This is a genomic window from uncultured Brevundimonas sp., from assembly GCF_963974615.1.
Taxonomy (GTDB): domain Bacteria; phylum Pseudomonadota; class Alphaproteobacteria; order Caulobacterales; family Caulobacteraceae; genus Brevundimonas.
This window is the reverse complement of record NZ_CAXBDH010000019.1, coordinates 1-21492: the sequence shown is the minus strand read 5'-3', so window position 1 is coordinate 21492 and position 21492 is coordinate 1. Positions and strand designations below refer to the sequence as shown.

The 21492-nt window shown below is 66.3% G+C and carries 27 protein-coding genes; 4 read left to right on the top strand and 23 right to left on the bottom strand.

Annotated features, from left to right (window positions below; genetic code table 11):
* From der to AAC050_RS12725, 9 genes are all read right to left on the bottom strand, one after another.
* Entirely contained in the window at nucleotides 1–1623 is a 1623-nt protein-coding gene (gene der, locus AAC050_RS12765) for a ribosome biogenesis GTPase Der (protein ID WP_339915471.1), read from the bottom strand.
* Between the two features lie 32 nt (nucleotides 1624–1655).
* Nucleotides 1656–3077 (bottom strand): PQQ-binding-like beta-propeller repeat protein, encoded by a 1422-nt coding sequence (locus AAC050_RS12760; protein ID WP_339915470.1) that lies wholly within the window; start codon nucleotides 3075–3077, stop codon nucleotides 1656–1658.
* 23 nt (nucleotides 3078–3100) lie between these two features.
* Nucleotides 3101–3838 (bottom strand): tetratricopeptide repeat protein, encoded by a 738-nt coding sequence (locus AAC050_RS12755; RefSeq protein WP_339915469.1) that lies wholly within the window; start codon nucleotides 3836–3838, stop codon nucleotides 3101–3103.
* A 286-nt stretch (nucleotides 3839–4124) separates the two neighbouring features.
* Complete coding sequence (locus AAC050_RS12750) at nucleotides 4125–4544, bottom strand: hypothetical protein (protein ID WP_339915468.1); 420 nt, start codon at nucleotides 4542–4544, stop codon at nucleotides 4125–4127.
* Entirely contained in the window at nucleotides 4534–5091 is a 558-nt protein-coding gene (locus AAC050_RS12745; protein WP_339915467.1) for a sigma-70 family RNA polymerase sigma factor, read from the bottom strand. The genes AAC050_RS12750 and AAC050_RS12745 overlap by 11 nt, the downstream gene beginning before the upstream one ends.
* A 23-nt stretch (nucleotides 5092–5114) precedes the next feature.
* The gene (locus AAC050_RS12740; protein ID WP_339915466.1) at nucleotides 5115–5498 is read right to left on the bottom strand and encodes a DUF6249 domain-containing protein; all 384 of its coding nucleotides are present in this window, start codon (nucleotides 5496–5498) and stop codon (nucleotides 5115–5117) included.
* Between the two features lie 118 nt (nucleotides 5499–5616).
* Nucleotides 5617–5916, bottom strand: coding sequence for a hypothetical protein (locus AAC050_RS12735; RefSeq protein ID WP_339915465.1), 300 nt, complete (start codon nucleotides 5914–5916; stop codon nucleotides 5617–5619).
* On the bottom strand, nucleotides 5906–6457 hold the full coding sequence (locus AAC050_RS12730; protein ID WP_339915464.1) for an RNA polymerase sigma factor: 552 nt from the start codon (nucleotides 6455–6457) through the stop codon (nucleotides 5906–5908). Before AAC050_RS12730 ends, AAC050_RS12735 begins: the two co-directional genes overlap by 11 nt.
* A 31-nt stretch (nucleotides 6458–6488) precedes the next feature.
* Complete coding sequence (locus tag AAC050_RS12725) at nucleotides 6489–6914, bottom strand: hypothetical protein (RefSeq protein WP_339915463.1); 426 nt, start codon at nucleotides 6912–6914, stop codon at nucleotides 6489–6491.
* 135 nt (nucleotides 6915–7049) lie between these two features.
* Here AAC050_RS12725 and AAC050_RS12720 point away from each other — a divergent pair, with 135 nt between their 5' ends.
* Nucleotides 7050–7289 (top strand): DUF2188 domain-containing protein, encoded by a 240-nt coding sequence (locus tag AAC050_RS12720; protein WP_339915462.1) that lies wholly within the window; start codon nucleotides 7050–7052, stop codon nucleotides 7287–7289.
* Here AAC050_RS12720 and AAC050_RS12715 read toward each other — a convergent pair.
* From AAC050_RS12715 to AAC050_RS12700, 4 genes are all read right to left on the bottom strand, one after another.
* The gene (locus AAC050_RS12715) at nucleotides 7286–7636 is read right to left on the bottom strand and encodes an ArsC family reductase (protein ID WP_339915461.1); all 351 of its coding nucleotides are present in this window, start codon (nucleotides 7634–7636) and stop codon (nucleotides 7286–7288) included. The two genes, AAC050_RS12720 and AAC050_RS12715, sit on opposite strands and share 4 nt — an antisense overlap.
* A gap of 127 nt (nucleotides 7637–7763) precedes the next feature.
* Nucleotides 7764–8105, bottom strand: coding sequence for a TfoX/Sxy family protein (locus AAC050_RS12710; protein ID WP_339915460.1), 342 nt, complete (start codon nucleotides 8103–8105; stop codon nucleotides 7764–7766).
* Nucleotides 8106–8108: 3 nt separating this feature from the next.
* Nucleotides 8109–8552 (bottom strand): MAPEG family protein, encoded by a 444-nt coding sequence (locus AAC050_RS12705; protein WP_339915459.1) that lies wholly within the window; start codon nucleotides 8550–8552, stop codon nucleotides 8109–8111.
* A 137-nt stretch (nucleotides 8553–8689) separates the two neighbouring features.
* Nucleotides 8690–9007, bottom strand: coding sequence for a YciI family protein (locus tag AAC050_RS12700; RefSeq protein ID WP_339915458.1), 318 nt, complete (start codon nucleotides 9005–9007; stop codon nucleotides 8690–8692).
* Between the two features lie 106 nt (nucleotides 9008–9113).
* Between AAC050_RS12700 and AAC050_RS12695 the strand changes: the two genes are divergently transcribed.
* Nucleotides 9114–9716 (top strand): TetR/AcrR family transcriptional regulator, encoded by a 603-nt coding sequence (locus AAC050_RS12695; RefSeq protein ID WP_339915457.1) that lies wholly within the window; start codon nucleotides 9114–9116, stop codon nucleotides 9714–9716.
* Between the two features lie 10 nt (nucleotides 9717–9726).
* On the opposite strand, the gene AAC050_RS12690 is transcribed toward AAC050_RS12695, so the two are convergent.
* The 7 genes from AAC050_RS12690 to AAC050_RS12660 form a co-directional block, all read right to left on the bottom strand.
* The gene (locus AAC050_RS12690; RefSeq protein WP_339915456.1) at nucleotides 9727–9915 is read right to left on the bottom strand and encodes a hypothetical protein; all 189 of its coding nucleotides are present in this window, start codon (nucleotides 9913–9915) and stop codon (nucleotides 9727–9729) included.
* A gap of 51 nt (nucleotides 9916–9966) precedes the next feature.
* Nucleotides 9967–11526, bottom strand: a complete 1560-nt coding sequence (guaA, locus tag AAC050_RS12685) for a glutamine-hydrolyzing GMP synthase (RefSeq protein ID WP_339915455.1) — start codon at nucleotides 11524–11526, stop codon at nucleotides 9967–9969.
* Entirely contained in the window at nucleotides 11523–12179 is a 657-nt protein-coding gene (locus AAC050_RS12680; RefSeq protein WP_339915454.1) for a 5'-methylthioadenosine/S-adenosylhomocysteine nucleosidase, read from the bottom strand. Before AAC050_RS12680 ends, guaA begins: the two co-directional genes overlap by 4 nt.
* Nucleotides 12176–13477 carry an RsmB/NOP family class I SAM-dependent RNA methyltransferase gene (locus AAC050_RS12675; RefSeq protein WP_339915453.1) on the bottom strand — a complete coding sequence of 434 codons (1302 nt, stop codon included), beginning with the start codon at nucleotides 13475–13477 and terminating at the stop codon, nucleotides 12176–12178. Before AAC050_RS12675 ends, AAC050_RS12680 begins: the two co-directional genes overlap by 4 nt.
* Before the next feature lie 9 nt (nucleotides 13478–13486).
* A complete protein-coding gene (locus tag AAC050_RS12670; RefSeq protein WP_339915452.1) occupies nucleotides 13487–13888 on the bottom strand; it encodes an MAPEG family protein in 402 nt (133 codons plus the stop codon).
* 10 nt (nucleotides 13889–13898) lie between these two features.
* Entirely contained in the window at nucleotides 13899–15359 is a 1461-nt protein-coding gene (gene guaB, locus AAC050_RS12665) for an IMP dehydrogenase (RefSeq protein ID WP_339915451.1), read from the bottom strand.
* Between the two features lie 112 nt (nucleotides 15360–15471).
* Nucleotides 15472–16194, bottom strand: coding sequence for an RlmE family RNA methyltransferase (locus tag AAC050_RS12660; RefSeq protein ID WP_339915450.1), 723 nt, complete (start codon nucleotides 16192–16194; stop codon nucleotides 15472–15474).
* A 66-nt stretch (nucleotides 16195–16260) separates the two neighbouring features.
* Here AAC050_RS12660 and AAC050_RS12655 point away from each other — a divergent pair, with 66 nt between their 5' ends.
* The gene (locus AAC050_RS12655; RefSeq protein WP_339915449.1) at nucleotides 16261–16722 is read left to right on the top strand and encodes a peptidylprolyl isomerase; all 462 of its coding nucleotides are present in this window, start codon (nucleotides 16261–16263) and stop codon (nucleotides 16720–16722) included.
* 18 nt (nucleotides 16723–16740) lie between these two features.
* On the opposite strand, the gene AAC050_RS12650 is transcribed toward AAC050_RS12655, so the two are convergent.
* The 3 genes from AAC050_RS12650 to AAC050_RS12640 form a co-directional block, all read right to left on the bottom strand.
* Entirely contained in the window at nucleotides 16741–17259 is a 519-nt protein-coding gene (locus tag AAC050_RS12650; RefSeq protein WP_339915448.1) for a hypothetical protein, read from the bottom strand.
* Nucleotides 17260–17267: 8 nt separating this feature from the next.
* Nucleotides 17268–17891 carry an isoprenylcysteine carboxylmethyltransferase family protein gene (locus AAC050_RS12645; protein WP_339915447.1) on the bottom strand — a complete coding sequence of 208 codons (624 nt, stop codon included), beginning with the start codon at nucleotides 17889–17891 and terminating at the stop codon, nucleotides 17268–17270.
* A 64-nt stretch (nucleotides 17892–17955) separates the two neighbouring features.
* Nucleotides 17956–18933 (bottom strand): M20/M25/M40 family metallo-hydrolase, encoded by a 978-nt coding sequence (locus AAC050_RS12640; protein WP_339915446.1) that lies wholly within the window; start codon nucleotides 18931–18933, stop codon nucleotides 17956–17958.
* A 161-nt stretch (nucleotides 18934–19094) separates the two neighbouring features.
* Here AAC050_RS12640 and ligA point away from each other — a divergent pair, with 161 nt between their 5' ends.
* Nucleotides 19095–21431: an NAD-dependent DNA ligase LigA gene (gene ligA, locus AAC050_RS12635; protein WP_339915445.1), complete on the top strand. Its 2337-nt coding sequence runs from the start codon at nucleotides 19095–19097 to the stop codon at nucleotides 21429–21431.
* Nucleotides 21432–21492: the final 61 nt, after the last annotated feature.

Here is a 21492-nt window from a genome sequence, read left to right as displayed (position 1 = left end):
CTACTTCTTCGGCGCGTGCTTCTGGCCAGTGCGGACGCGGCCAGAGCGCGAGACCTGACGGGCACCGCCACGGGCGCCCTTCTGGATGGCGACGCTGGAGCCGGCCTTCTTGTTCGAGCTGGACTTCAGCCCGGTCAGGGGGCGGGGCTTGGCCGTACGCGTCTTCTTCTGCTCCAGCGCCTTGCCGGGCAGGTTGGACAGGGCGTCGGCGGCGGCCTCGGACTTCTTGATGCGGCGCGGCGCGGTCTTGGCCGGGCCGGTGAAGCGTTCCGGACCTGATTTCGAACCACCCTCGCCGTAGGGGTTCTCGGACCCCGCCTTGACGTTGAGGCGGATCGGGGTGCCGGGCAGGTCGAAGCTCTCGCGCAGGCTGTTGACCAGATAGCGCTTGTACTGTTCCGGCATCGAGGCGGCGCGGCTGGCCATCAGCACGAAGGTCGGCGGGCGCGCCTTGATCTGGGCCATGTATTTCGGCTTGATCCGCTTGCCGTCGACGGCGGGGGGCGGATGCCTCTGGGTGGCCAGGGCCAGCCAGGTGTTGAGGTCCTTGGTCTTGACCTTGACCGACCAGGTCGCGTGGGCCTTCAGGATCGCCGGCATCAACCGCTCGACCCCACGACCCGAATGCGACGACAGGGCCACGAACGGTGAGCCGCGCAGCTGGGGTAGCTTGTCCTCGGCCATCTGGCTCAGCTTGGCCAGTTTGGCCTGGGGCTCATCCTCGAGGTCCCATTTGGCGGCGACATAGACCAGGGCCCGGCCCTCGCGCTCGACCAGATCGGCCAGCTGCAGGTCCTGGGTATCGAAGGCGTCATCCTTGTCCATAACCAGCACGACCACCTCGGCATAGGTGATGGCGCGGATGGTGTCGGCGACCGACAGCTTCTCGAGCTTCTCGTTAACCCGGGCCTTGCGACGCATGCCGGCGGTGTCGACCAGACGGATGTTCTGGCCTTCATACTGCCAGTCGACCGAGATGGAATCGCGGGTGATGCCGGCCTCGGGGCCGGTCAGCAGCCGGTCCTCGCCGATCAACCGGTTGACCAGGGTCGATTTGCCGGCGTTGGGCCGGCCGATGATGGCGATGCGGATCGGCTTGTCCGGCTCATCGATCTCTTCGATGAAGATGTCGGCGCTGGCCCCGACGATGGCGGCATAAAGGTCAGCCATGCCCTCACCGTGTTCCGCCGAGATGGCCACCGGTTCACCGAAGCCCAGGCCATAGGCCTCACCGATACCGCCGCCGCTCTCACGGCTCTCGGCCTTGTTGGCCAGCAGGATGACGGGCTTGTGCTGCTTGCGCAGGCGCTCGGCGAAGATCCGGTCCAGCGCAGTCACGCCCTCGCGGGCGTCCATCATGAACAGGATCAGGTCGCCGTCTTCCAGCGCCGCCTCGGTCTGTTCGCGCATGCGCGATTCCAGACTGTCGTCGGTGATGTCCTCATAGCCGGCCGTGTCGATCAGGGTCAGATCGAAGTCACCGATATTGCCGTCGGCATAGCGGCGGTCGCGAGTCACACCGGGACGATCATCGACCAGCGCAAGGCGCTTGCCGACGAGCCTGTTGAACAGGGTCGATTTGCCCACATTGGGGCGGCCAACAATGGCGACTTTCAATGCCATGTCGGCGTTCTAACCCAGATTGACTGCAGACGTCAGCGAATGCTGACGAGTTGACCGTTGTCGGTCAGCACATAGAGAGCCCCGTTGTAGGCCGCGGGCGCGATATAGGCCGCTGCGCCCAGACGAACCGTGGCCAGCTGTGCGCCGGTCTTGGGGTCGAAAGCCACGGCCTCGCCGTCCGAATTGACCAGCACCAGTCGATTGGACGCCAGAATCGGACCCGACCAGCTGGGCCGGACCGTATGGTCGAAGAAGCCGAGGAAGCCGCCCTCCTGGCGCACCCGGCCCTCATTGAGGTCACGGGTCCAGTAGACCAGGCCGCTGTCACGGTTGACCACAGTCAGTTCGCCGCTCTTGGACACGACATAGACGACTTCACCGACCGGCAGGGGCGCGTTGACCCCGGCGACCGGCAGGGTCCATTTCGGCACGCCCGAACGGATATCCATCGCCGCCAGCACGCCCGAGTGGCTGATGGCATAGACCATACCGCGGCTGACCACCGGACGACCGGCGATGTCGCGGATCTCGGACAGGGCGCTGGTGCGGCTGGTCCGGGACAGGACCTGTTGCCAGACCGACTGGCCGGTGGCGGCGCGCAGGGCGATGATCTCGCCCGACGAGAAAGGCGCGATCACCGTCTCGCCGCTGACGGCCGGGCTGGAGGCCCGCATGGTGCGCGCCGGCTCGGTGATCCCGCGATAGGACCAGTCCTGCAGACCAGTGTCGATATTGAAGGCGAACAGCTGATTGTCGACGTCGATGACATAGACGCGCGACCCGGCCACGGTGGGCGCGCCGTGAATCGGCACATCGACCGTCGATTTCCAGAGCACGGCCCCGGTCGCCTGATCCAGCGCCGTCATGGTCCGGTAGCCAGAGGCCACGAACACCTTGCCGCCGCCGACGGCCACACCGCCGCCGAAACCGCCGCCGCTCGAGCCGCCCCCCAGTCCAAGGCTGAAGATACTGCCGCGGAATTCCTTCTCGTCAGGTTTGACGTTGACCTTCCAGGCGACCGCGCCGCTGGTGGCATCGACCGCCGTCACGCCCGCCTCACCGTCCAGCACGAAGATCCGGCCGTTGTCAGCGACGACCGGGGCCATGACCTGACGGGTATTGGTCGACCCGGCACCGATATTGCGCTTCCACGCGACGGTGAAGGCGGGGGCCGCAATCACATGCTCGACCAGGTTTTCCGCCGTGCCGCCCGGCTGGGGCCAGCTGGTGACCGCCTGGGGACCGGGCAGGAAGAAGTCACGGCCGGCCAGGGACGCCGACGGGACCAGCTGTTGTTCGAATTCCAGCACCGACACCCGTTGTCCCGCCGTGGCCGTGGACTCGGGGGCCTTCTTGCCGCCCAGGCCAAACGGCAGCGCTTGCCGGACTGTGCCACAGGAGGCGACCGTGGCGGCCAGACCGCACAACAGGGCGACTTTCAGCATTCTGTTCATGGAGATCTTCCTGAAAGGTCGGATTACTGGGTCGCCAGGTTCGGATCAGCCGGTGCGGGTGCCGGTGTGGCGGGCACGGCGGCCTGGGCCCGGACGATGGCGGCGAGATTGGCGGCAGTGCCGGCGTCGATCGCCGATATCGCCACCTGGGCCCGCTGTTTGATCGGGTCCGGCACATCGAGCCCACGCTGCAGCAGCACGAAGATGTCACGGGCCTCGGCGATCTTGCCATGCTGAAGCCGGGCCAGGGCCAGGGCTTCGCGGGCGAACGGCCGCAACGGCCGGCCTTCGGCCGTCAGCGGCTCAAGGCGTTTCTCAATGTCGGCGAGATCGCCGGTGTCCATGACCAGCCAGGCCGCCTTCAGCGCCGCCGGATCGGAAATGATCGGATCGCGCGAGGCCCGGGCGGCCTCGTCGAACAGGGCGATGGCTTCGGGAATCTTGTTGGCGGTCACGGCGATGCCGGCGCGCTGCATCAAGGCCAGGGCCTTGTAACCCCCGGTGCCCGCGGCGGCCGCCTCGGTGAAGGCGGTATCGGCCCCGACCGGATTGGTGCTCTCGAGCGCCTCCATGCCGTGGTCATAGGCGGCAGACGCCTTGTCACCCTGACTGGTCTGCCAGCTCTGCCAGCCCCACCAGGCCAGGGCCGCGATGAGCGCGAGCAGCAGAACACCACCGGCCACGGGCAGCCAGGTCCGCGCCAGACGCTTGTATCGATCGGAGCGAAGCTCCTCCTCGACCTGTTCGAAGACATCAACCACTGAATCGTCGCCCCAAAATCACTAATTCTCTAACCGGCGCGACCCTAGAGGGTCGGCTCGACGCCCGCAACGCAGCGGATGCGCAAGACCGGCTTTTTGGATGAGTAGGGCGCGACTTCGGCAGGAAAACGGCGGGACCGGCTACCGGCGACGCAATCGGCAGCCGGGTCCGCCTGGACCATTTTTGTTTCAGGTCGAATCGACCTGAATCCAAAAAATGGTCCAGATTCAAACTGGAGCGAAATCTGAGCCGAGTTGGACTGCGTCCAACTCAACCGATTTCGCTCTAGATTTCCTCGGACAGCTTCATCGCCCCGGCCGCCGCGAGGGCGATCACCGCCGCCGCCGCGATCCAGAACATCTGCATGCCGCCGAAGGAACCCAGATCGAGTCGGGTCAGTCCCAGCGGCTCCATCGTCGACTGGATCAGCCCGCCGGTCGTCGCGACCGCAGTCTCCAGACCCTGCCCGAGACTGCGTTCGGTTACCACGGCTCCGGACCGGGTCAGGTCGAGGTTGGCGCTCATGGTCTCGCGCACCGCCACCACGCCGCCGACCAGTCCCGCCAGCGTCAGGGCCAGATTGCGCAGGCGCGAGCCCGATCGCAGGCGGGTCTCGACCCGCGCCGCAAACAGGACAGCGTCGGGCATGACCGGGGCCTGGTTGAACAGGCGTTCGACGAAAGGATCGAATTCGTCAGCTGACATGTGACGACCTCCCCAGGGTAGCGGGCTCCGGCTGGAGCCGCGCGCGGAGTTTATCCAGACCACGTTTGACATGAGACTTCACCGTACCAAGCGGCAGATTTAGGGCAGTCGCAATCTCGGGGTGAGACAGACCTGCCCCGTGACAGAGGGAGACGCACAGCCGCTCGGGTTCGCTGAGCGTCTTCAGGGCCTCGTCGAGGTCGACCAGACCGGCCTGATCGGGGGCCGGAGCCGCCTCATCAGTCTCGACCTCGGCGACATAACGGGCCTCCTTGGCGCGACGCTTGATATAGAGCCGCGCCGCAATGCGCCGGACCCAGGCGGCGAAGGTCCCCTCACCCCGGAACTCCGAACAGCGTTCGAAGGCCTGGATGAAGGCGTCCTGGGCGATGTCGTCGGCGAGGGCCGGCTGGGCCCCCATCCGACGCAGCAGGGCCCGCACGGCCGAGCTGTGACGGCGCACGAGCTCACCGAACTCGCGCCGCCCGCCCGCCGCCGCGAGGGCGGCGAGCTCGACATCGTGCCGATCGATCAGGGCCTGGGCCATGACTGTCCCCCTCCCGCCCGCACTCAGCCCTTGTTTTTGTTGAAGAAACTCAGAACTATGAAGGCCAGCCCGATCATGCCGGGGATCGCGGCCATGCCGGTGATCGGATAGAAGGCGTCCATCTCGTCAAAGCTGATGGCATAGCCCATCAGGCCGATGCCGACGCTGACGGCCAGCAGGATGATGCCCAGTCGCAGGTCGCGGGCGGCACTGGGAGCCTTGCGAATCTCGTCCCGGCCCATGGCCTCGATGATTTCAGGCGGCAGGGGCTGACCCTTGTCGATGGCCGAGCGCAGCGTCTGCTGCATCTCCCTGCGTTCATTGGCCTTGAACCATCGCGGAATGATCACGATCGCCACCACCATCAGAAACGGTGCCAGCGGAATAAGGATTTGAAATCCTTCCATTGTATTCTTCCCTCTAAATCTCTCGATCGAGCCTGCTGCTACGACCTCATGATGACAAGAGGCAATGGCGGGACCGTATAGATGCAGGCGGCGAGGTGAAACTTTTGTAAGGTCGCCGTCAGATCCGGGCCAGGAAGCGAACGACACGATCAGCCGCTGCCAACGACAGGCCGACAATGGTCAGGGCCATGGCCGCCGGGGCCAGCTCAGGGCCCAGATCGGCCAGTATCGGCCCCAGCACCGGCTGCAGGCCCCAGAGCAGGGCAGACGCGGCGATGACCCACGGTACCAGGGCGGCGACGGTTGCCCAGGCCCGACGACGGGCAATCCGCTCGACCACGGCCGCCTGAAACCGATAGTCAAGGGCGGGAGGGGCCTCCGTGGCGAACAGGGCATTCAACTTCTGCTCAGGTGTCATCGGGTCCTCCGAGCGCGGCGAGCAAACGGGCCCGCCCCCGCGCAATATGTGACTTGACCGTACCGAGGGGCAAGTCGAGTGCCAGCGCCGCCTCGCCGTGCGACCAGCCGTCGGCCAGACACAGGGCCACACAGGCCCGCACATCGTCCGGCAGGGCCGCCATCGCCGCCGTCAGGGCCAGCCGGTCCTCGGGCTGGACACCGGGCGGCACCGACACCGTTTCCAGCCACGCCCCGTCCCGGGCCGCGCTGCGCTGCACGCCGCGCCGCCGGTCGCGCGCCTTGCGTACAGCGATGCCGCACAGCCAGGCGCGAAATCCGGCAGGTTCCTTCAGCGACCGCAACGATCGCCAGCCGGTGACAAAGGTCTCCTGCGCCAGGTCGTCGGCCTCGGCCACTGCGGCCGAACCGGCTCCACCCAGCATGCGTCGGAGAAATCCCCGGACCGCCGCCTGGTGCCGGGCCACCAGTCGGGCATAGGCGGCGTCCGAGCCGGCGACCGCGGCGGTCACCAGCTCGGCATCGGTCTGAATGAAGGTCAAGGTGTCGGTTTCCGCGTCCCTGCCGAAGGCTTCAGGGGCGCCCGCCGCGAGAGGTCAGGGCCCGGATCAAGGTCCAAAAAGCGAGAGCCCCCATGACGATACTGACGGTGACGTACCCTCCGGAGACATAGCCCTGGTTCCTGAAATAGTCGGCCGCGATAAAGGCGATGGCGAGCGTGGCGAAGAGGCCGAACATCGACCAATAGTTCCGGGGTCTGCGGCGGTAGCGAATGCGTCGACCTGTGCCGTCTTCCCAGTCTACGCCGTCATCGTCGACGTTGCTGTCGAGCATTTTCAGAAGCGCTGCCGGCGGCTCCTGCCCCTTGTCGGCATAGGTCTTGATCAGGTTCAGCGCGTCCTTGTGCCGCTGATAGTTCAGCATACTGGAAAAGCCGGCCGCCACGAACCAGGCCAGCGGGAACAGCAGCCACCAGTAGGACCGGAACAGGTCTTCCATCGTCATCGCCTCCATGCGCGTGGCGTCGATCGCCGTGCGTTCACAGGATAGTCGCCGCCGACACGCCCATTGGATGCGGTCCCGGAACAAAATCTGCGGTCACCGCTTCAACGGGGACCGTAACCGGAGCGTCCCATGTCCCACGTCACCTATCGCATCGTCCCGCACGACGGAGGTTGGGCCTACAAGCTGGGCGACAGTTTCTCCGAGACCTTCACCAGCCACGATCTGGCCCGGGCCGCGGCGGTGGCCGCTTCGCGCGAGCAGCGGGTGCCGGACCAGACGGCCATGATCGAATATGCCGATGCGGCGGGCGAGTGGATCACCGAACGGGCCGACGGCCACGACCGGCCCCGGACCGACGTGACCGGCTAGTCAGCAAGGGCGGCGGCGTAGATCTCGGGCTTGAAGCCGATGATACGCCGCGCGCCCAGGTCCAGCACCGGCCGTTTGATCATCGACGGCTGGACCAGCATCAGGGCGATGGCGCGATCGTCGTCCAGATCGGCACGCTCGGCCTCGGGCAGTTTGCGAAACGTCGTGCCGGCCCGGTTCAGTATCGTCTGCCAGCCGTGCTCGGCCACCCAGCGCTCCAGCACGGCCCGGTCAATGCCGGCCTTCTTGTAGTCGTGAAAGCTGTAGGCGACGCCATGCTGGTCCAGCCAGACGCGGGCCTTCTTCATCGTGTCGCAGTTGGGAATGCCGTAGAGGGTCGGGGTCATGGGTCGCGTCTTGCCATCGCGTGCGACCGGAGTCCAAGCGCGACAAAACCGGCGGGGTTCAGGTCCCGCTGACGGGCCATGGCGGACACCCGGATCGGCCTGGCCGGGCCATCTTCGACGAAGCCTGTCATTTTTCGGGCAGGCTCGATGCATGACTCAGCGCCAGCCTGACCCAGTCCGCCAGCAGCCCGTCATCACAGCCTGCCGCCTCGACGAAGAAGAAGCCGCCCATCGTGCGTCCACCCTGCACCATCGATATCGCGCCGGGCATCGCCTCGCCCCTGTCCTGATTGGCCTTGCCCACGCGGAACATAAACCGCGCGACCCCGTCCCGGGTCCTGTCGGCCCCCCCGATCATATTGCCGTTGAGCATGAAGCAGAGGCCGCCCATCATCCGCTTCTCGGTCAGACCGTCCGCAGCACCGAGGGCATTGCGGAACCGGTCCACCGTGGCCGGATCATGGGCCATCGGTCAGGTGATCAGCGCGTAGACGGTCATTCCGGCCAGGATAATGTTGGCCAGCACACCGCCGACGTAGCTGAAGGTGCGCGGACCAAATGCGACCCTGCCGATGCCGCTGTAATAGGCCATCCAGAAGATCATCCTGAATCCGACATGAAGCCCGGCCAGCCAGTTCACCCAGTCCTGATCCACGCCGGCGATGATGGCCAGGAACACCGTCGCCGCAAAGGCAGGCAGATTCTCGGTGGCATTCAAATAGGTACGCACGACACGGAAACTGAAGTCGTCGTGACTGCCGTTGACCAGCATCCCGGGAGCCTGTTTGCCGGTCAAAAATGCCAGAGGCACGATCAGAACGGACTGGATCAGCACCGTCAGGGCAAGGATCGCCAGAGCGAGCAGCGCAGGCTGATAGGTCGTGAGAAAAGGGATCGTTTCAAAAGGTGCGTTCACTTCAAGTTCCCCGTCGGAATTTTGATGACAACCGACTCGCTTGCCGGTCGACGACCATCGTTACACCACCGGGCACAATGGGCGTCAAACCGGCAGGGATTCTTCTCAATGAGGTTCGCAGTCCGGCGTGTCCGCCGCTACATCGGCATGTCCAGCGCCGGCGCGATTTCAATCGTGCCACCGACTTCAACGTGCGGGGACCGCTTCGCCATTTCCACGGCCGCATCGATACTGTCCGCCTGAACGATGGTGAAGCCTGACAACGGATTCGATCCGCCGTCATCGGTCACGCCGCGCGGGCCGACGGTCTTGGACTTTCCGACCGGAAGACCGCGATCAACCACCGCGTCACCGAGGCTTTCCATCCAGCCCATCCATTTTCCCATGTGGGCCTTGCCCTCTTCCGGCGTCATGGATGACGGACCGCCGTGATAGGCGAATACAAATTTGCTCATGATCAGCTCCTGATTGCCAAAACAGAACACCGTTATTGCACCCCGCAACATATGATAAAGAACATATTCTGAAGTCCGCTATTGCTCCACCCGCAGGAGAACGCCGGTGCCGTACAGTGATGACCACAAGCGACAGACCCGCGCGAAGATCGTGGAGTCCGCACGCGTCCTGTTCAACCGCCACGGCTTTGACGGCGTCACCATTGATGCCCTGATGGAGGCGGCCGGCCTGACGCGCGGCGGATTCTACAACCATTTCAAAAGCAAGGACGCGCTCTACAGCGAAGCCGTGTCGAGCTTCCTGATGGGCCGCGGTGCAGAATGGCGGGCCGATGCAGGTATCGACCCAAGCCGCCCTGACCCCGACATGACGCGCCAGATGATCCAGAGCTATCTGTCGAATGAGCACCTCGGCGATCTGGACGGCCAGTGCCCGATGATCGCCCTGCCGTCCGATGTCGCCCGGGCGAGCCCCGCCGTCCAGGAATCCTATCAGAAACTGCTCACGTCCATGGTCGGACTGTTCGAAACGGGACTGGACGAGCAGGGCTGCGAAACACGGCAAAACGCCCTGTCGCTCGCCGCCCTTTGCGTCGGCGGGATGATCCTGGCCAGGACCTTGCCGGATGCCGATCTGGCAAGCGAAATCCGCGTTGCAGCGCTACAGACCGCGGACCGGATCATGCAGAACCAGGCCACCCGGATGTAGCCGCCTGTCCCTATCGCTGCATCCAGGGCTTGGATTTCCCGGAGGCGATACTGGCCGACTGCTCGCGCTGGAAGCGACCGCCGCGCGGGGCCTTGGGCCGGGCGTCGATCACCGCCTGCTTCATCCGCAGGGCACGCTGGACCGGGGTCTCCGCGGGGTCGGTGACGGGCGTCGGTTCGCTGTCGGTTGGATCGGTCATGTCATTGTCCTGACGGGTGGCAGAAAGCCTGGTGCTGAAAAGCCCTGCCCCCTACTCCCACTCGATGGTGCCGGGCGGCTTGCTGGTCACGTCATAGACCACACGGTTGACGCCCCTCACCTCATTGACGATCCGCGTCGCGCATTTGCCCAGCACGGCCCAGGGGAACTCGTAGAAGTCGGCGGTCATGCCGTCGGTCGAGCTGACGGCGCGCAGGGCCAGCACCTTTTCATAAGTGCGGGCGTCGCCCATGACGCCGACGGTCTTGACCGGCAGCAGCACGGCAAAGGCCTGCCAGATGCTGTCGTACAGGCCGGCCTTGCGGATCTCGTCCAGATAGATGGCGTCGGCCTGCTGCAGGGTGGCCACGGCCTCGGGGGTGATCTCGCCGGGGATACGGATGGCCAGACCCGGTCCCGGGAACGGGTGACGTCCCACGAAAGCATCCGTCAGCCCCAGCTCGCGGCCGAGGGCGCGGACCTCGTCCTTGAACAGTTCGCGCAGCGGCTCGACCAGCTTCAGCTTCATGAAGTCCGGCAGGCCGCCGACATTGTGGTGGCTCTTGATGACATGGGCCTTGCCGCTGGAGGACGACACGCTCTCGATCACGTCGGGATAGAGGGTGCCCTGGGCGAGGAATTCGGCCCCGTCGATCTTGTTTGCTTCGCGATCAAAGATTTCGATGAAGACCCGGCCGATGATCTTGCGTTTGGTCTCTGGGTCCGAAACCCCGGCCAGTTCGCCGAGAAATTCCTTAGATGCATCAACGTGGATCAGCGGGATGTTATAGTGTTCCCGGAAGAGAGTGGTGACCTGGGTGGCCTCATCCTGACGCAGCAGGCCGGTGTCGACGAAGACGCAGGTCAGCTGGTCGCCGATGGCCTCATGGATCAGCACCGCCGCAACCGACGAGTCGACCCCGCCCGACAGCCCGCAGATGACCCTGGCCGATCCGACCTGTTCGCGGATCTGGGCGATCTTCTCGTCGCGATAGGCGGCCATGGTCCAGTCGCCGGACAGACCGGCGATGCCATGGGTGAAATTCTTCAGCATCGTCGCGCCGCGCGGGGTGTGCATCACCTCGGGGTGGAACTGGACGCCGTAGAAGCGGCGCGCCTCGTCGGCGATAACGGCATAGGGCGAGCCGGCCGAGGTGGCGACGGCCGCAAAGCCCTCGGGGATGGCGACGATCTTGTCGCCGTGGCTCATCCAGACGGTCTCATCCTCACCGACGGCGGCGAGGCCGGCCAGCAGGGGGGACCCGGTCTGCACGGTGATCTCGGCCCGACCGAATTCGCGGTGGTGGCCGCCCTCGACCTTGCCACCCAGCTGTTCGCACATCGTCATCTCGCCGTAGCAGATGCCCAGCACCGGGACCCCGGCCTCGAACACCCCCTGCGGGGCCCGGGGGCTGCCTGCCTCGTGCACGCTCTCGGGTCCACCCGACAGGATAATCGCCGCCGGTTGCATGGCCGCAAGCGCCGCTTCGGCCTTGGCGTAGGGATGAATCTCGCAATAGACGTTGGCCTCGCGCAGGCGCCGCGCGATCAGCTGGGTCACCTGGCTGCCGAAGTCGACGATCAGAACCTTCTGGTGGTTTTGCGGGGTCATGCGGGCTCCGTCTGCAGGATCGGCGTGGTCGTGAAATGGGCAGGCAGCAGGTCCAGCGCCTCGGCCAGTCGCTGGTCAATCTCGGCCAGGGCGTCGGTCCAGTGTTCCAGAACGGACAGGTCGGTGCGACCGTCGCTGACGCCGCGCAGACCGATCACCGGCAGACCGAAACGCGCGGCGGCGCGGACGACGGCGAAGGTCTCCATATCGACCATGTCGGCGTCGATGGCGTCATAGGCTGCCCCGGAGACGACACCGCCACCGCTGGACAGGCGGACGGGGGCCAGGGTTGCCGGGCCCTCGGCCAGCGGCAGTATGGCGGGCAGACGGGGATACGGGGTCTCGCCCCTCGGGAAGCCCAGGGCGCTGGCGTCCATGTCGCGATAGCTGACCTCGGTGGCGCGATAGACCTGGGCATGCTCCAGCGTGCGCGACCCGGCCGAGCCGAGCGAGACGATCACATCCGGCAGGCTTTTGCTCGCCGCCAGCTGCGCCAGGGCCTGAGCGGTGGCCGCCGCGGCCTCAACCGGACCGACGCCACTGATCAACGGCTGAATGCGGGCTCGCAGCGCCGGGCCGTATTCCGGTTCGGCAGCCATGACACACAGGGCCGTCAGCGGACCGAAGCGGGTGAGGCTCCAGTCCGGGCTCACGCCTGCCGCTCGAACAGGGCGAAGAAGAAGCCGTCGGTGCCGGTCGAGGCCGGGGACATCCGCAGACGGGTGCCGCCGTCGGCCAGTTCGGTCAGACGGGTGCGGGCGGCCGGGGTCAGTCCCGGCGCGTCCAGCAGACGGGCGATCGGCACCGGACGGAAGCCGGGGAAGTCCTCCTCGAACCCGTCCATCGTCGCCTCGTTCTCACCGCGCAGCATCGAACAGGTGACATAGGCCAGACGACCACCGGGTCGCACCAGACGGGCGGCCTGGGCCAGAATGCGGGTCTGCAGGCCGTTCATGCGTTCGACTTCCTCGACCTTCATCCGCGAGGCGTCCTCGGGATGACGTCGCCAGGTGCCCACGCCGCTGCAGGGCGCGTCGACGAAGACCAGATCGGCCTTGCCGTTCAGATCCTCGACCCCGCCGCCGTTGGGACCCAGCAGACGCAGGTCGGCCTCGACCCCGGCCCGGGCCAGGCGCGGGCGGATATTGTCCAGCCGCTTCTGCACCACGTCACAGCCGATCAGGGTGCCCTGCCCGGCCATGGCCTGGGCCAGACCGACGGTTTTGCCGCCGCCGCCGGCGCAATAGTCGACCACCGTTAGACCCGGCGCGGCCCCGGCCAGCCAGCAGACCAGCTGGCTGCCCTCGTCCTGGATCTCGATACGACCGGCATGAAAGGCTTCCAGCGCCTGAATGTTGGGGGCCGGATCCGCAGACAGACGCAGGCCCCAGGTCGACCAGGGCGTGCGCTGCGGCTGCAGACCGGCGTCGCGCAGCTCGGCCATGGCACCCTCGACCGTGGACAGGGCTCCGTTGACCCGCAGGTCAACCGGGGCCCGATCCATCAGGGCGTGCGCCTCCTCGAACCAGCGGTCGCCATAGGTGGTCTTGAAATCCTCGGCCACGAATTCAGGCACACCGGCGGCCACGCCCTCGGGCATGTCACCGGGCTCGGCCGTCAGGCGGGCACGCTCCTGCTTCGACAACGGACGCGGGCCGTAGCCGTCGCCGCTGTGCAGGGCCTCGATCTCTTCAAGGCTGAGGTGGTCCTGAACCGACAGGGAGCCGATCACCAGCGCGCGACCGTCCTCGCGGCCGCCCATGGTCCAGACCAGCCGCCCGCGCGCCCGGAGCACCAGATAGACGCGCTCGGCCACGGCGCGGCGATCGCCGGAGCCGGCATAGCGGTTGGCCTGCCCCCAGGCCTTGAGCACGACCTCGGCCGGTGAACGGCCCTGGGCGATGCTGTCGAGAACGGAGGCGGCGGCGGCGAGACGGGCGGCGGGGGTCAAATCAGGCTTTCAAACAAAAAGGGCGGCGAGAACCATCACCAGCCCGACGAAGGATACACCCCAGGCCAGAGAGCGGATGTAGGACACGCCGAGGGCGTAGAGCGGCAGATGGAGCAGCCGCCCGAACAGATAAAGGTGGCTGCCGACCAGGGTCAGGACCGTGCCGTCTCTGGCCGTCATCTGCGCCATAAGGATGGCGGCGATGAAGATCGGCAGGGTTTCGAACAGATTGGCCTGCGCCCGCAGCAGACGCCCGGCCAGCTTGCCCGGAGGGGTGGGCTCGCCGTCACGGGCTCCGGCATTCCATTTCAGGCCCAGTTCGGCGGTTCGCGCCCCGGCGGCCAGCAGGATCTGGACCAGGGCCAGGATCAGGGTTCCGGCCAGGGCCATGAATTCCGGGGTCATCTGCATGGTGCTCTCCCTAGCCCTGCCGGTAGTTCGGCGCTTCGCGGGTGATCATGACATCGTGGACATGGCTCTCGCGCAGACCGGCTCCGGTGATGCGCACGAAACGGGCCCGGTCCTGAAAGTCGGCGATGGTGGCGGCCCCGACATAGCCCATGGCGGCGCGCAGGCCGCCGACCATCTGGTGCAGTACCGGCGCGATCGGTCCCTTGTAGGCCGTCTGGCCCTCGATACCCTCGGGCACCAGCTTCTGGGTGTCGGCCACGTCCTTCTGGAAATAGCGGTCGGCCGAGCCGGCTCCCATGGCCCCGACCGAGCCCATGCCGCGGTACGATTTGTAGGACCGACCCTGATACAGGAAGGTTTCGCCCGGGCTCTCGTCCGTGCCGGCGAACATCGATCCCATCATAGCCACACTGGCCCCGGCGGCGATGGCCTTGGCCAGATCGCCGGAATATTTTATGCCGCCGTCGGCGATGACCGGAGCTCCGGAGTCCTTCGCGGCCCGAACGGCCTCCATGATGGCGGTCAGCTGCGGCACGCCGACGCCGGCGACGATGCGGGTGGTGCAGATACTGCCCGGACCGATGCCGACCTTCACGGCATCGGCTCCGGCGTCAATCAGGGCGCGGGCGGCGTCATAGGTCGCGATGTTGCCGGCGATGATCTGGATGCGATTGGATTCGCGCTTGATCCGCTCGACCACGCGCGCGACCTGGATCGAATGGCCGTGGGCGGTATCGATGACGACGACGTCGACCCCGGCCTCGGCCAGGGCCATGGCGCGCTCGTAACCGGCGTCGCCGACGGTCGAGGCGGCCCCGACCAGCAGTCGGCCCTGCTCGTCCTTGGCGGCGTGGGGATGGGCCTGGGCCTTCTCGATGTCCTTCATCGTGATCAGACCGGTGGCGCGATAGGCCTCGTCGACGACGATGACCCGCTCGATCTTGCGATCGCGCAGCAGGGCCAGGGCCTCGTCGCGACCGGCCCCTTCGCGCACGGTGATCAGATCACCGGTGGTCATCATCTCGGCGGCCTTGCGGTTCGGATCGGTATCGAAGCGCGTGTCCCGGTTGGTCAGGATACCAACCAACCGGCCGGTCGCAGGGTCGACCACGGGGAATCCGGAGATCTTCTTGCGGGCCACGATCTCGCGAACCTCGCCCAGTGTGGTCTGCGGGGTGATGGTCACCGGATTGATGACCATGCCGCTCTCATAGCGTTTGACGACACGGACCTGCTCGGCCTGTTCGTCGATCGTCATGTTCCGGTGCAGCACGCCGAGACCGCCGGCCTGGGCCATGGCGATGGCCAGCCGGCTCTCGGTCACAGTGTCCATCGCCGACGAGGTCAGCGGGATGTTCAGACGAATGTCGCGAGTCAGGTGCGTCGACACATCTGCGTCAGCAGGCATGATGTCCGACGGGCCGGGTTCAAGCAAAACATCGTCGAAGGTGAGGCCTTCGCGTATCTCCATGAGGAGTCTCCGTTTTGCGGGCCGCGTATAGCGGTCTCACCCCCGGAACCGCAAGAGCTCTTGGAATCTATCGTGTCGAAAGGGATTCCCGGCTCGCGTCCGGGGGCGGACCCTAGCGCTTGTTCATCGCCACCAGGAAGACCTCGGCGCTGTCCTTGCGGCTGGCTTCGGGCTTGACGTATTTGACGGTCTGGAACTCCTCGCGCAGCCGGGCCAGGACCCCGCCGGCGTCGCCGCCCTGGAAATTCTTGGTCACGAAATGCCCGCCGGGCCGCAGGGTACGAATGGCGAAATCGGCGGCGATCTCGATCAGGGCGATGATCTTCAGGTGATCGGTCTGGCGGTGGCCGACGGTATTGTGGGCCATGTCGGACAGCACCAGGTCGGGGGGGCCGCCCAGCAGCTCGAGCATCTCCTCATCGACGCCCGGATGGGTGAAGTCGGCCTGGATCAGAGTCGCGCCGGGGATCGGTTCGATCATCAGCAGGTCGACGCCGACCACGGCCGCCGCACCCCGCGCCAGGGCCACCTGGACCCAGCCGCCGGGGGCCGCGCCCAGGTCGATAACCCGGCTGCCCTTGCGGATCAGATGGAAGCGGTCATCGATGCCGGTCAGCTTGAAGGCGGCGCGGCTGCGATAGCCCTCGGCCCGGGCGCGCACCGACCATTTGTCCGACAACTGCCGCTTGATCCACTGCTGGCTCGACATCGACTTGTCGTCGGCCGTCTTCATTTTTGCGCCCATGCTGCGACCGGCAGCGGTGCCGCCCGTAGGCAATTTCACCATACGGCGGCGTTCGGGCGGCTTGTCAGCGGGCTTTTCGTCTTCACTCATCGTTCCCACATAGCCCCCACGACGTTTGCGGGCTATGTCCCCCGCACAATCAAATGGAGCGTGCCGATGGCCGATCAAACCCTGACCTTCACTCTCGACACCGGATCCGGCGAAGGTGACGTCGTCATCAAGCTGCGTCCCGACCTGGCCCCCGGCCATGTCGCCCGCATTTCCGAGCTGGCCGCCGAAGGCTTTTATGACGACGTGGTCTTCCACCGCGTCATCCCCGGCTTCATGGCCCAGGGCGGTGATCCGACCGGCACCGGCACCTCGGGTTCGAGCAAGCCGAACCTGAAGGCCGAGTTCTCGAAAGAGAAGCACGCCCGCGGCGTCTGCTCCATGGCCCGGACCGCCGATCCCAACAGCGCCAACAGCCAATTCTTCATCTGCCTGGACGACGCCTCCTTCCTCGACGGCCAGTACACCGTCTGGGGTGAAGTCACCGAAGGCATGGATCACGTCGACGCCCTGCCCAAGGGCGAGCCGCCCCGCGCGCCGGGCAAGATCGTCAAGGCGACGGTCAGCTGATCTGAAGACGGCGGGGGCTCAGTCCCCCGCCCACCAGCGGAAGCGCACGCCACCGAGCGATTTTCCGCCGACGCGAAGCGTTCCCGTCAGGACAGCGCCCTCGTCGCCGAGATTGCGCTTCGCAGTCGCCACGGCGTCCGCATCCAGTCGCCCGTCAAATACCACCGTCCCCAACTGCGCCGACTGCCCCTCGAAGTGAACGACGGTGTCGGTGACCGTATAGCGGGTCGGCAAAGCCCGGGTCCGCCTCCCCGCCGCATCCTCGAACTCGATCATCACCGGCGCGAAGGTCGAGCCCTGCGCACCGGCTTCCCAGGCGGTGAAGTCGGCCGTCTGGCCGAGAAACAGGTGATTGATCGACCAGTCCCCGGCGCGCACCGGCGCGAGCGGAATGTAATAGCCCGACTGGTCCTGACTGATATCGTGGCTGAAGCCCGCAGGCCGGGCGGGATCGCCTTCCACCGCCGGCCGGTCACAGCCGGTCAGGGCCAGCAACAGGGCCGAAACGACGGCAGTCGACCGCAGAATCCGGTGCACAGCAGCCCTCAGGGCAGGTGGATCAGGGTAGCCAGCCAGCCCGAGGTCTGGCTGCGTTCGATCAATTCGAACAACGGCACCGCCAGCAGCATGACCGCGCCGTCGCGCAAGGTGGTCAGGAAGAAGGTCGGGCGGATCTCGAGCGTAGCCTTGTCCTGCCAGCGGGAGAAATTGGGCCCGAACCGCGGCGTGCGTTTCATATAGGCCAGATAGGGCTCGCCGAATTCGCCGGCGAGCCAGGCCTCTTCCCGCTTCACGGTCGAGTAAAAGACTACGAAGGTGACCAGCAGGAACAGGGCCGCAATGCTGAAGCTGCCGGACTGGGCTCCCATGCCGAACGCCCCTATGAAGCTGAACACATAGAGGGGATTGCGGCTGATCGAATAGGGACCGCGGTCGACGATCTCGGCCTTCTTGCGCCCACCGATATAGAGCGAGCACCAGGCCCGGCCAACGATGCAGACGGCGATCAGGACCAGACCGAAGGTCTCGAGACCTTCATGCAGTCTGGTCTCTCCGCCGATCGTTCCCGTCACCGCCGCGAGGGCCAGCAAGGCGATAATCCCGACAAGCAGAACCGCCTTTCGGATCAACTGGACCTTCTGCAGATCCAGCCCCTGTGTCGCCGCCATACGCTCCCCCTTCACCAAGTCGAACAGGGGATGAACCGGATTGAGGCCCGGCGCAACCGGCCAGTTAGCGATCGAGGGCGCGATCCAGGGCCCGGAAGGAAACGATCGACAGCTGGGTGGCGCTGATGAAAACCGAGGGGGTTACACGCTCATAATCGTCACTGGGGCGGTGATAGTCGGGGTGATAGTTGACCCCCAGGTACAGGAACGGAATCCCGGCGCGATAGAATGCCGCATGGTCAGAGGCCTCGACCCAATTGTCCTCGCCGGTGTCCTGGGGCGTGTCCTTGCCGAAGGCCAGGGCCACCGCGCCGTCGGCGGGAATGGGTTCGAGGATCGGCCGCAGGGTCGGGTTCTGCCAGGTGCCGGTGACCCACAGCTTGCCGTCGGTCTCGGCCCGGGCGGTCATGTCGAAATTCAGGTTCATGGTGATCGACGAGAGCGGGACCGGCGGGACCTCGACGAAATGTTTCGCGCCCAGCAGCCCGCGCTCCTCACCATCGACGGCGACGATCAGCACACTGTGTTCGGGCGGTTGGCGCTTCAGTTCGGCCGCCAGCGCCAGCATGGTGGCGACGCCCGAGGCGTTATCGTCGGCTCCGTTGTAGATCTCGCCGCCATTGACGCCGACGTGGTCATAGTGGGCAGTGACGACGATATAGCGGTCACCGACCCGGGTCCCGGGGATCAGGCCAATGATATTGGTGCCGTTGAAAGTCTTCACCCCTTCCCGGGTTCGGCCCTGGGCCTCGAACGGTTGCAACCGCCCCGTGGCCGGCGGGGCGACGCCGAGGGCCTCGAGCCGGGACACGATATAGGCCCGCGCCCGCTCGCCGCCCGGCGCGCCGGTGTCACGGCCCTCCATGTCATCGGCCGACAGAATCCGCAGGTCGGTCAGCAGCTGGACATGGTCAGCGCTCGATATGACCGCCTCTGTCGGTGCGGCCGGAGGCGACTCCATCCACGGCAGAGCGGAACAGGCCGACAGCAGCAGGGCCGCGCCGAGCGGAGCCAGAGACAGGCGAAGGAACGAAGGGGACATACAGGCTCCTGGATCAGGGCGGCAGACTAGTGAGCGCCACCCGTGTCGTCAGCTTAACTTGCTGTCATGGAGCGGCAATAGTCCCCTTCTGCCCGTGCGGTCTCGCACGAGCCCGACGGAATGCTAGAACAGGCCTCACTCTGGACCCCCGCGCGATTCCCATGCCCCAGCTTCCCGTCGACCAGCTCTCCGAAGACCAGGCCCGCGCCGAGCTGGATCAGCTGGCGACCGAGATCGCCGGTCACGACGCCCTTTATTTCACCGAGGACGCGCCGCAGATCAGCGACGCCGATTATGACACGCTGAAGCGACGGGCCCTGGCGATCGAGGCCCGGTTCCCGGCGTTCAGCGGGACAGGCACCCCGTCGCAGACCGTCGGCACCCCGGTGTCGACCCAGTTCGCCGAGGTGCGCCACGGCGTGCCGATGCTGTCGCTGGACAATGCCTTCGACGACGGCGAGGTCACCGATTTCGTCGCCCGTATCCGGCGTTTCCTGAAACTGTCCGACGCCCCCGTCGTCTTCGTCGCCGAACCCAAGATCGACGGCCTGTCAGCCAGCCTGCGCTACGAGAACGGGGTACTGGTGGTCGGAGCCACGCGTGGCGACGGTCGCACCGGCGAGGACGTGACCGCTAATCTGCGCACCCTGGACGACATTCCGCCACGCCTGAAGGGCTCGGGCTGGCCGGATGTCATCGAGGTACGCGGCGAGGTCTATGCCCCCGGCGACGCCTTCGCCGCCTTCAATGCCGAGGCCGAGGCCGCCGGTCGCCGCACCTATGCCAATCCGCGCAATTTCGCCGCCGGATCGTTGCGCCAGAAGGACCCGGCGATCACGGCGCAGCGGCCGCTGCGGTTCTTCGCCTACGCCTGGGGCGAGACCTCGACCCCGTTCGCCGCGACCCAGCATGAGGCAATGGCGCGGCTGGCGGACTGGGGGTTCGTCGTCAACGACCGCTCGCGGCAGGTCGAGGGGACCGCCGGCCTGCTGGATGTCTATCGCGGGCTGGAGCGTGACCGGGCGCGACTGGGCTATGACATCGACGGCGTGGTCTACAAGGTCGACCGGCTGGACTGGCAGGACCGGCTGGGCTTTGTCGCCCGCAGCCCGCGCTGGGCCATCGCCCACAAATTCCCGGCCGAACAGGCGACCACCGTGCTGGAAGGCATCGACATCCAGGTCGGCCGCACCGGCTCGCACACGCCGGTGGCACGCCTTCACCCGGTCACCGTCGGCGGCGTGGTCGTGCGCAATGCCACCCTGCACAATGCCGACGAGATCGCCCGCAAGGATGTGCGCATCGGCGACACCGTGACCCTGCAGCGCGCCGGCGACGTGATCCCCCAGATCGTCGGTGTGGTCGACGCCGACCGCCCCGGCCGCGGACCGGCCTATGTGTTTCCCACGACCTGCGTCTGTCCGCTGAAGACGGCGCTGGTGAAGGAAACCAATGCGTCCGGCGAGGAAAGCGTGGTGCGACGCTGCACCGGAGAACTGGCCTGCCCGTTCCAGCGCATTGAACACTTGAAGCATTTTGTCAGCCGCCGTGCCTTCGACATTGAAGGTTTAGGAGAAAAACAGATCATCGGCTTCGTCGATCGCGGCTGGATTCACGAGCCGGCCGACATCTTCCGTCTGGCCCGCGACACGGAGAAACTGGACGTCCTGCGCACCGAGGACGGCTATGGCGAGACCAGCGTGACCAATCTGGTTGCCGGGATCACGGCACGACGCACCATCAGCCTGGACCGGTTCATCTATGGACTGGGCATACGCGACATCGGCGAACAGACGTCACTGGTACTGGCGCGAGCCTTCGAAAGCTGGGCTGCTTTCGAGGCCGCCTGCGTCACCGCCTCGACCGGCCTGCCCAGCGACGACTGGGTGGCGCTGGCGGACACCCCCGGCGTCTCGGCCCGGGTGCTGGCCGTGTTGGCTGAGGCTCCGGCCCGGGCCAGTGATCCGTGGCCCGACGCGCCGATGGACATGAAGATCAGCCACGCCTTCCCCGGTCTGGCCAGCCCGGCCCGACGCGCGCTGGCGGGACTGGCCGACGACTGGTCCGGACTAACGCGACTGGCGGCTGTCGCGCGGACCGAGGGCCCCTCCCCGGCCCTGGGTTTGATCGCCGGAGTATCGGGCGTCGGCCCCGTCGCGGCCCGGGCCCTGGCCCTGTTTTTCCGCGAGAGCCACAACCGGGCCATGGTCGACGCGTTGGTCGCCGAACTGGACCGGATCGAGGACGCTGAACTGCCGAAAGCCGACACTCCCGTCGCCGGCAAGACCGTGGTCTTCACCGGGGCGCTGGAACGGTTCACCCGCGACGAGGCCAAGGCCCGGGCTGAGTCCCTCGGAGCAAAGGTCTCGGGCTCGGTGTCGAAGAAGACCGATTATCTGGTGGCCGGTCCCGGGGCCGGGTCAAAGGTGGCCGACGCGCTCAAGCACGATGTCACCGTGCTGACTGAAGACGAGTGGCTGGCGTTGATCGGAACCTGACGTCTCCTCCCTGTCGCGAAGCGATGGGGAGGGGGACCGCGAAGCGGTGGAGGGGTAACCC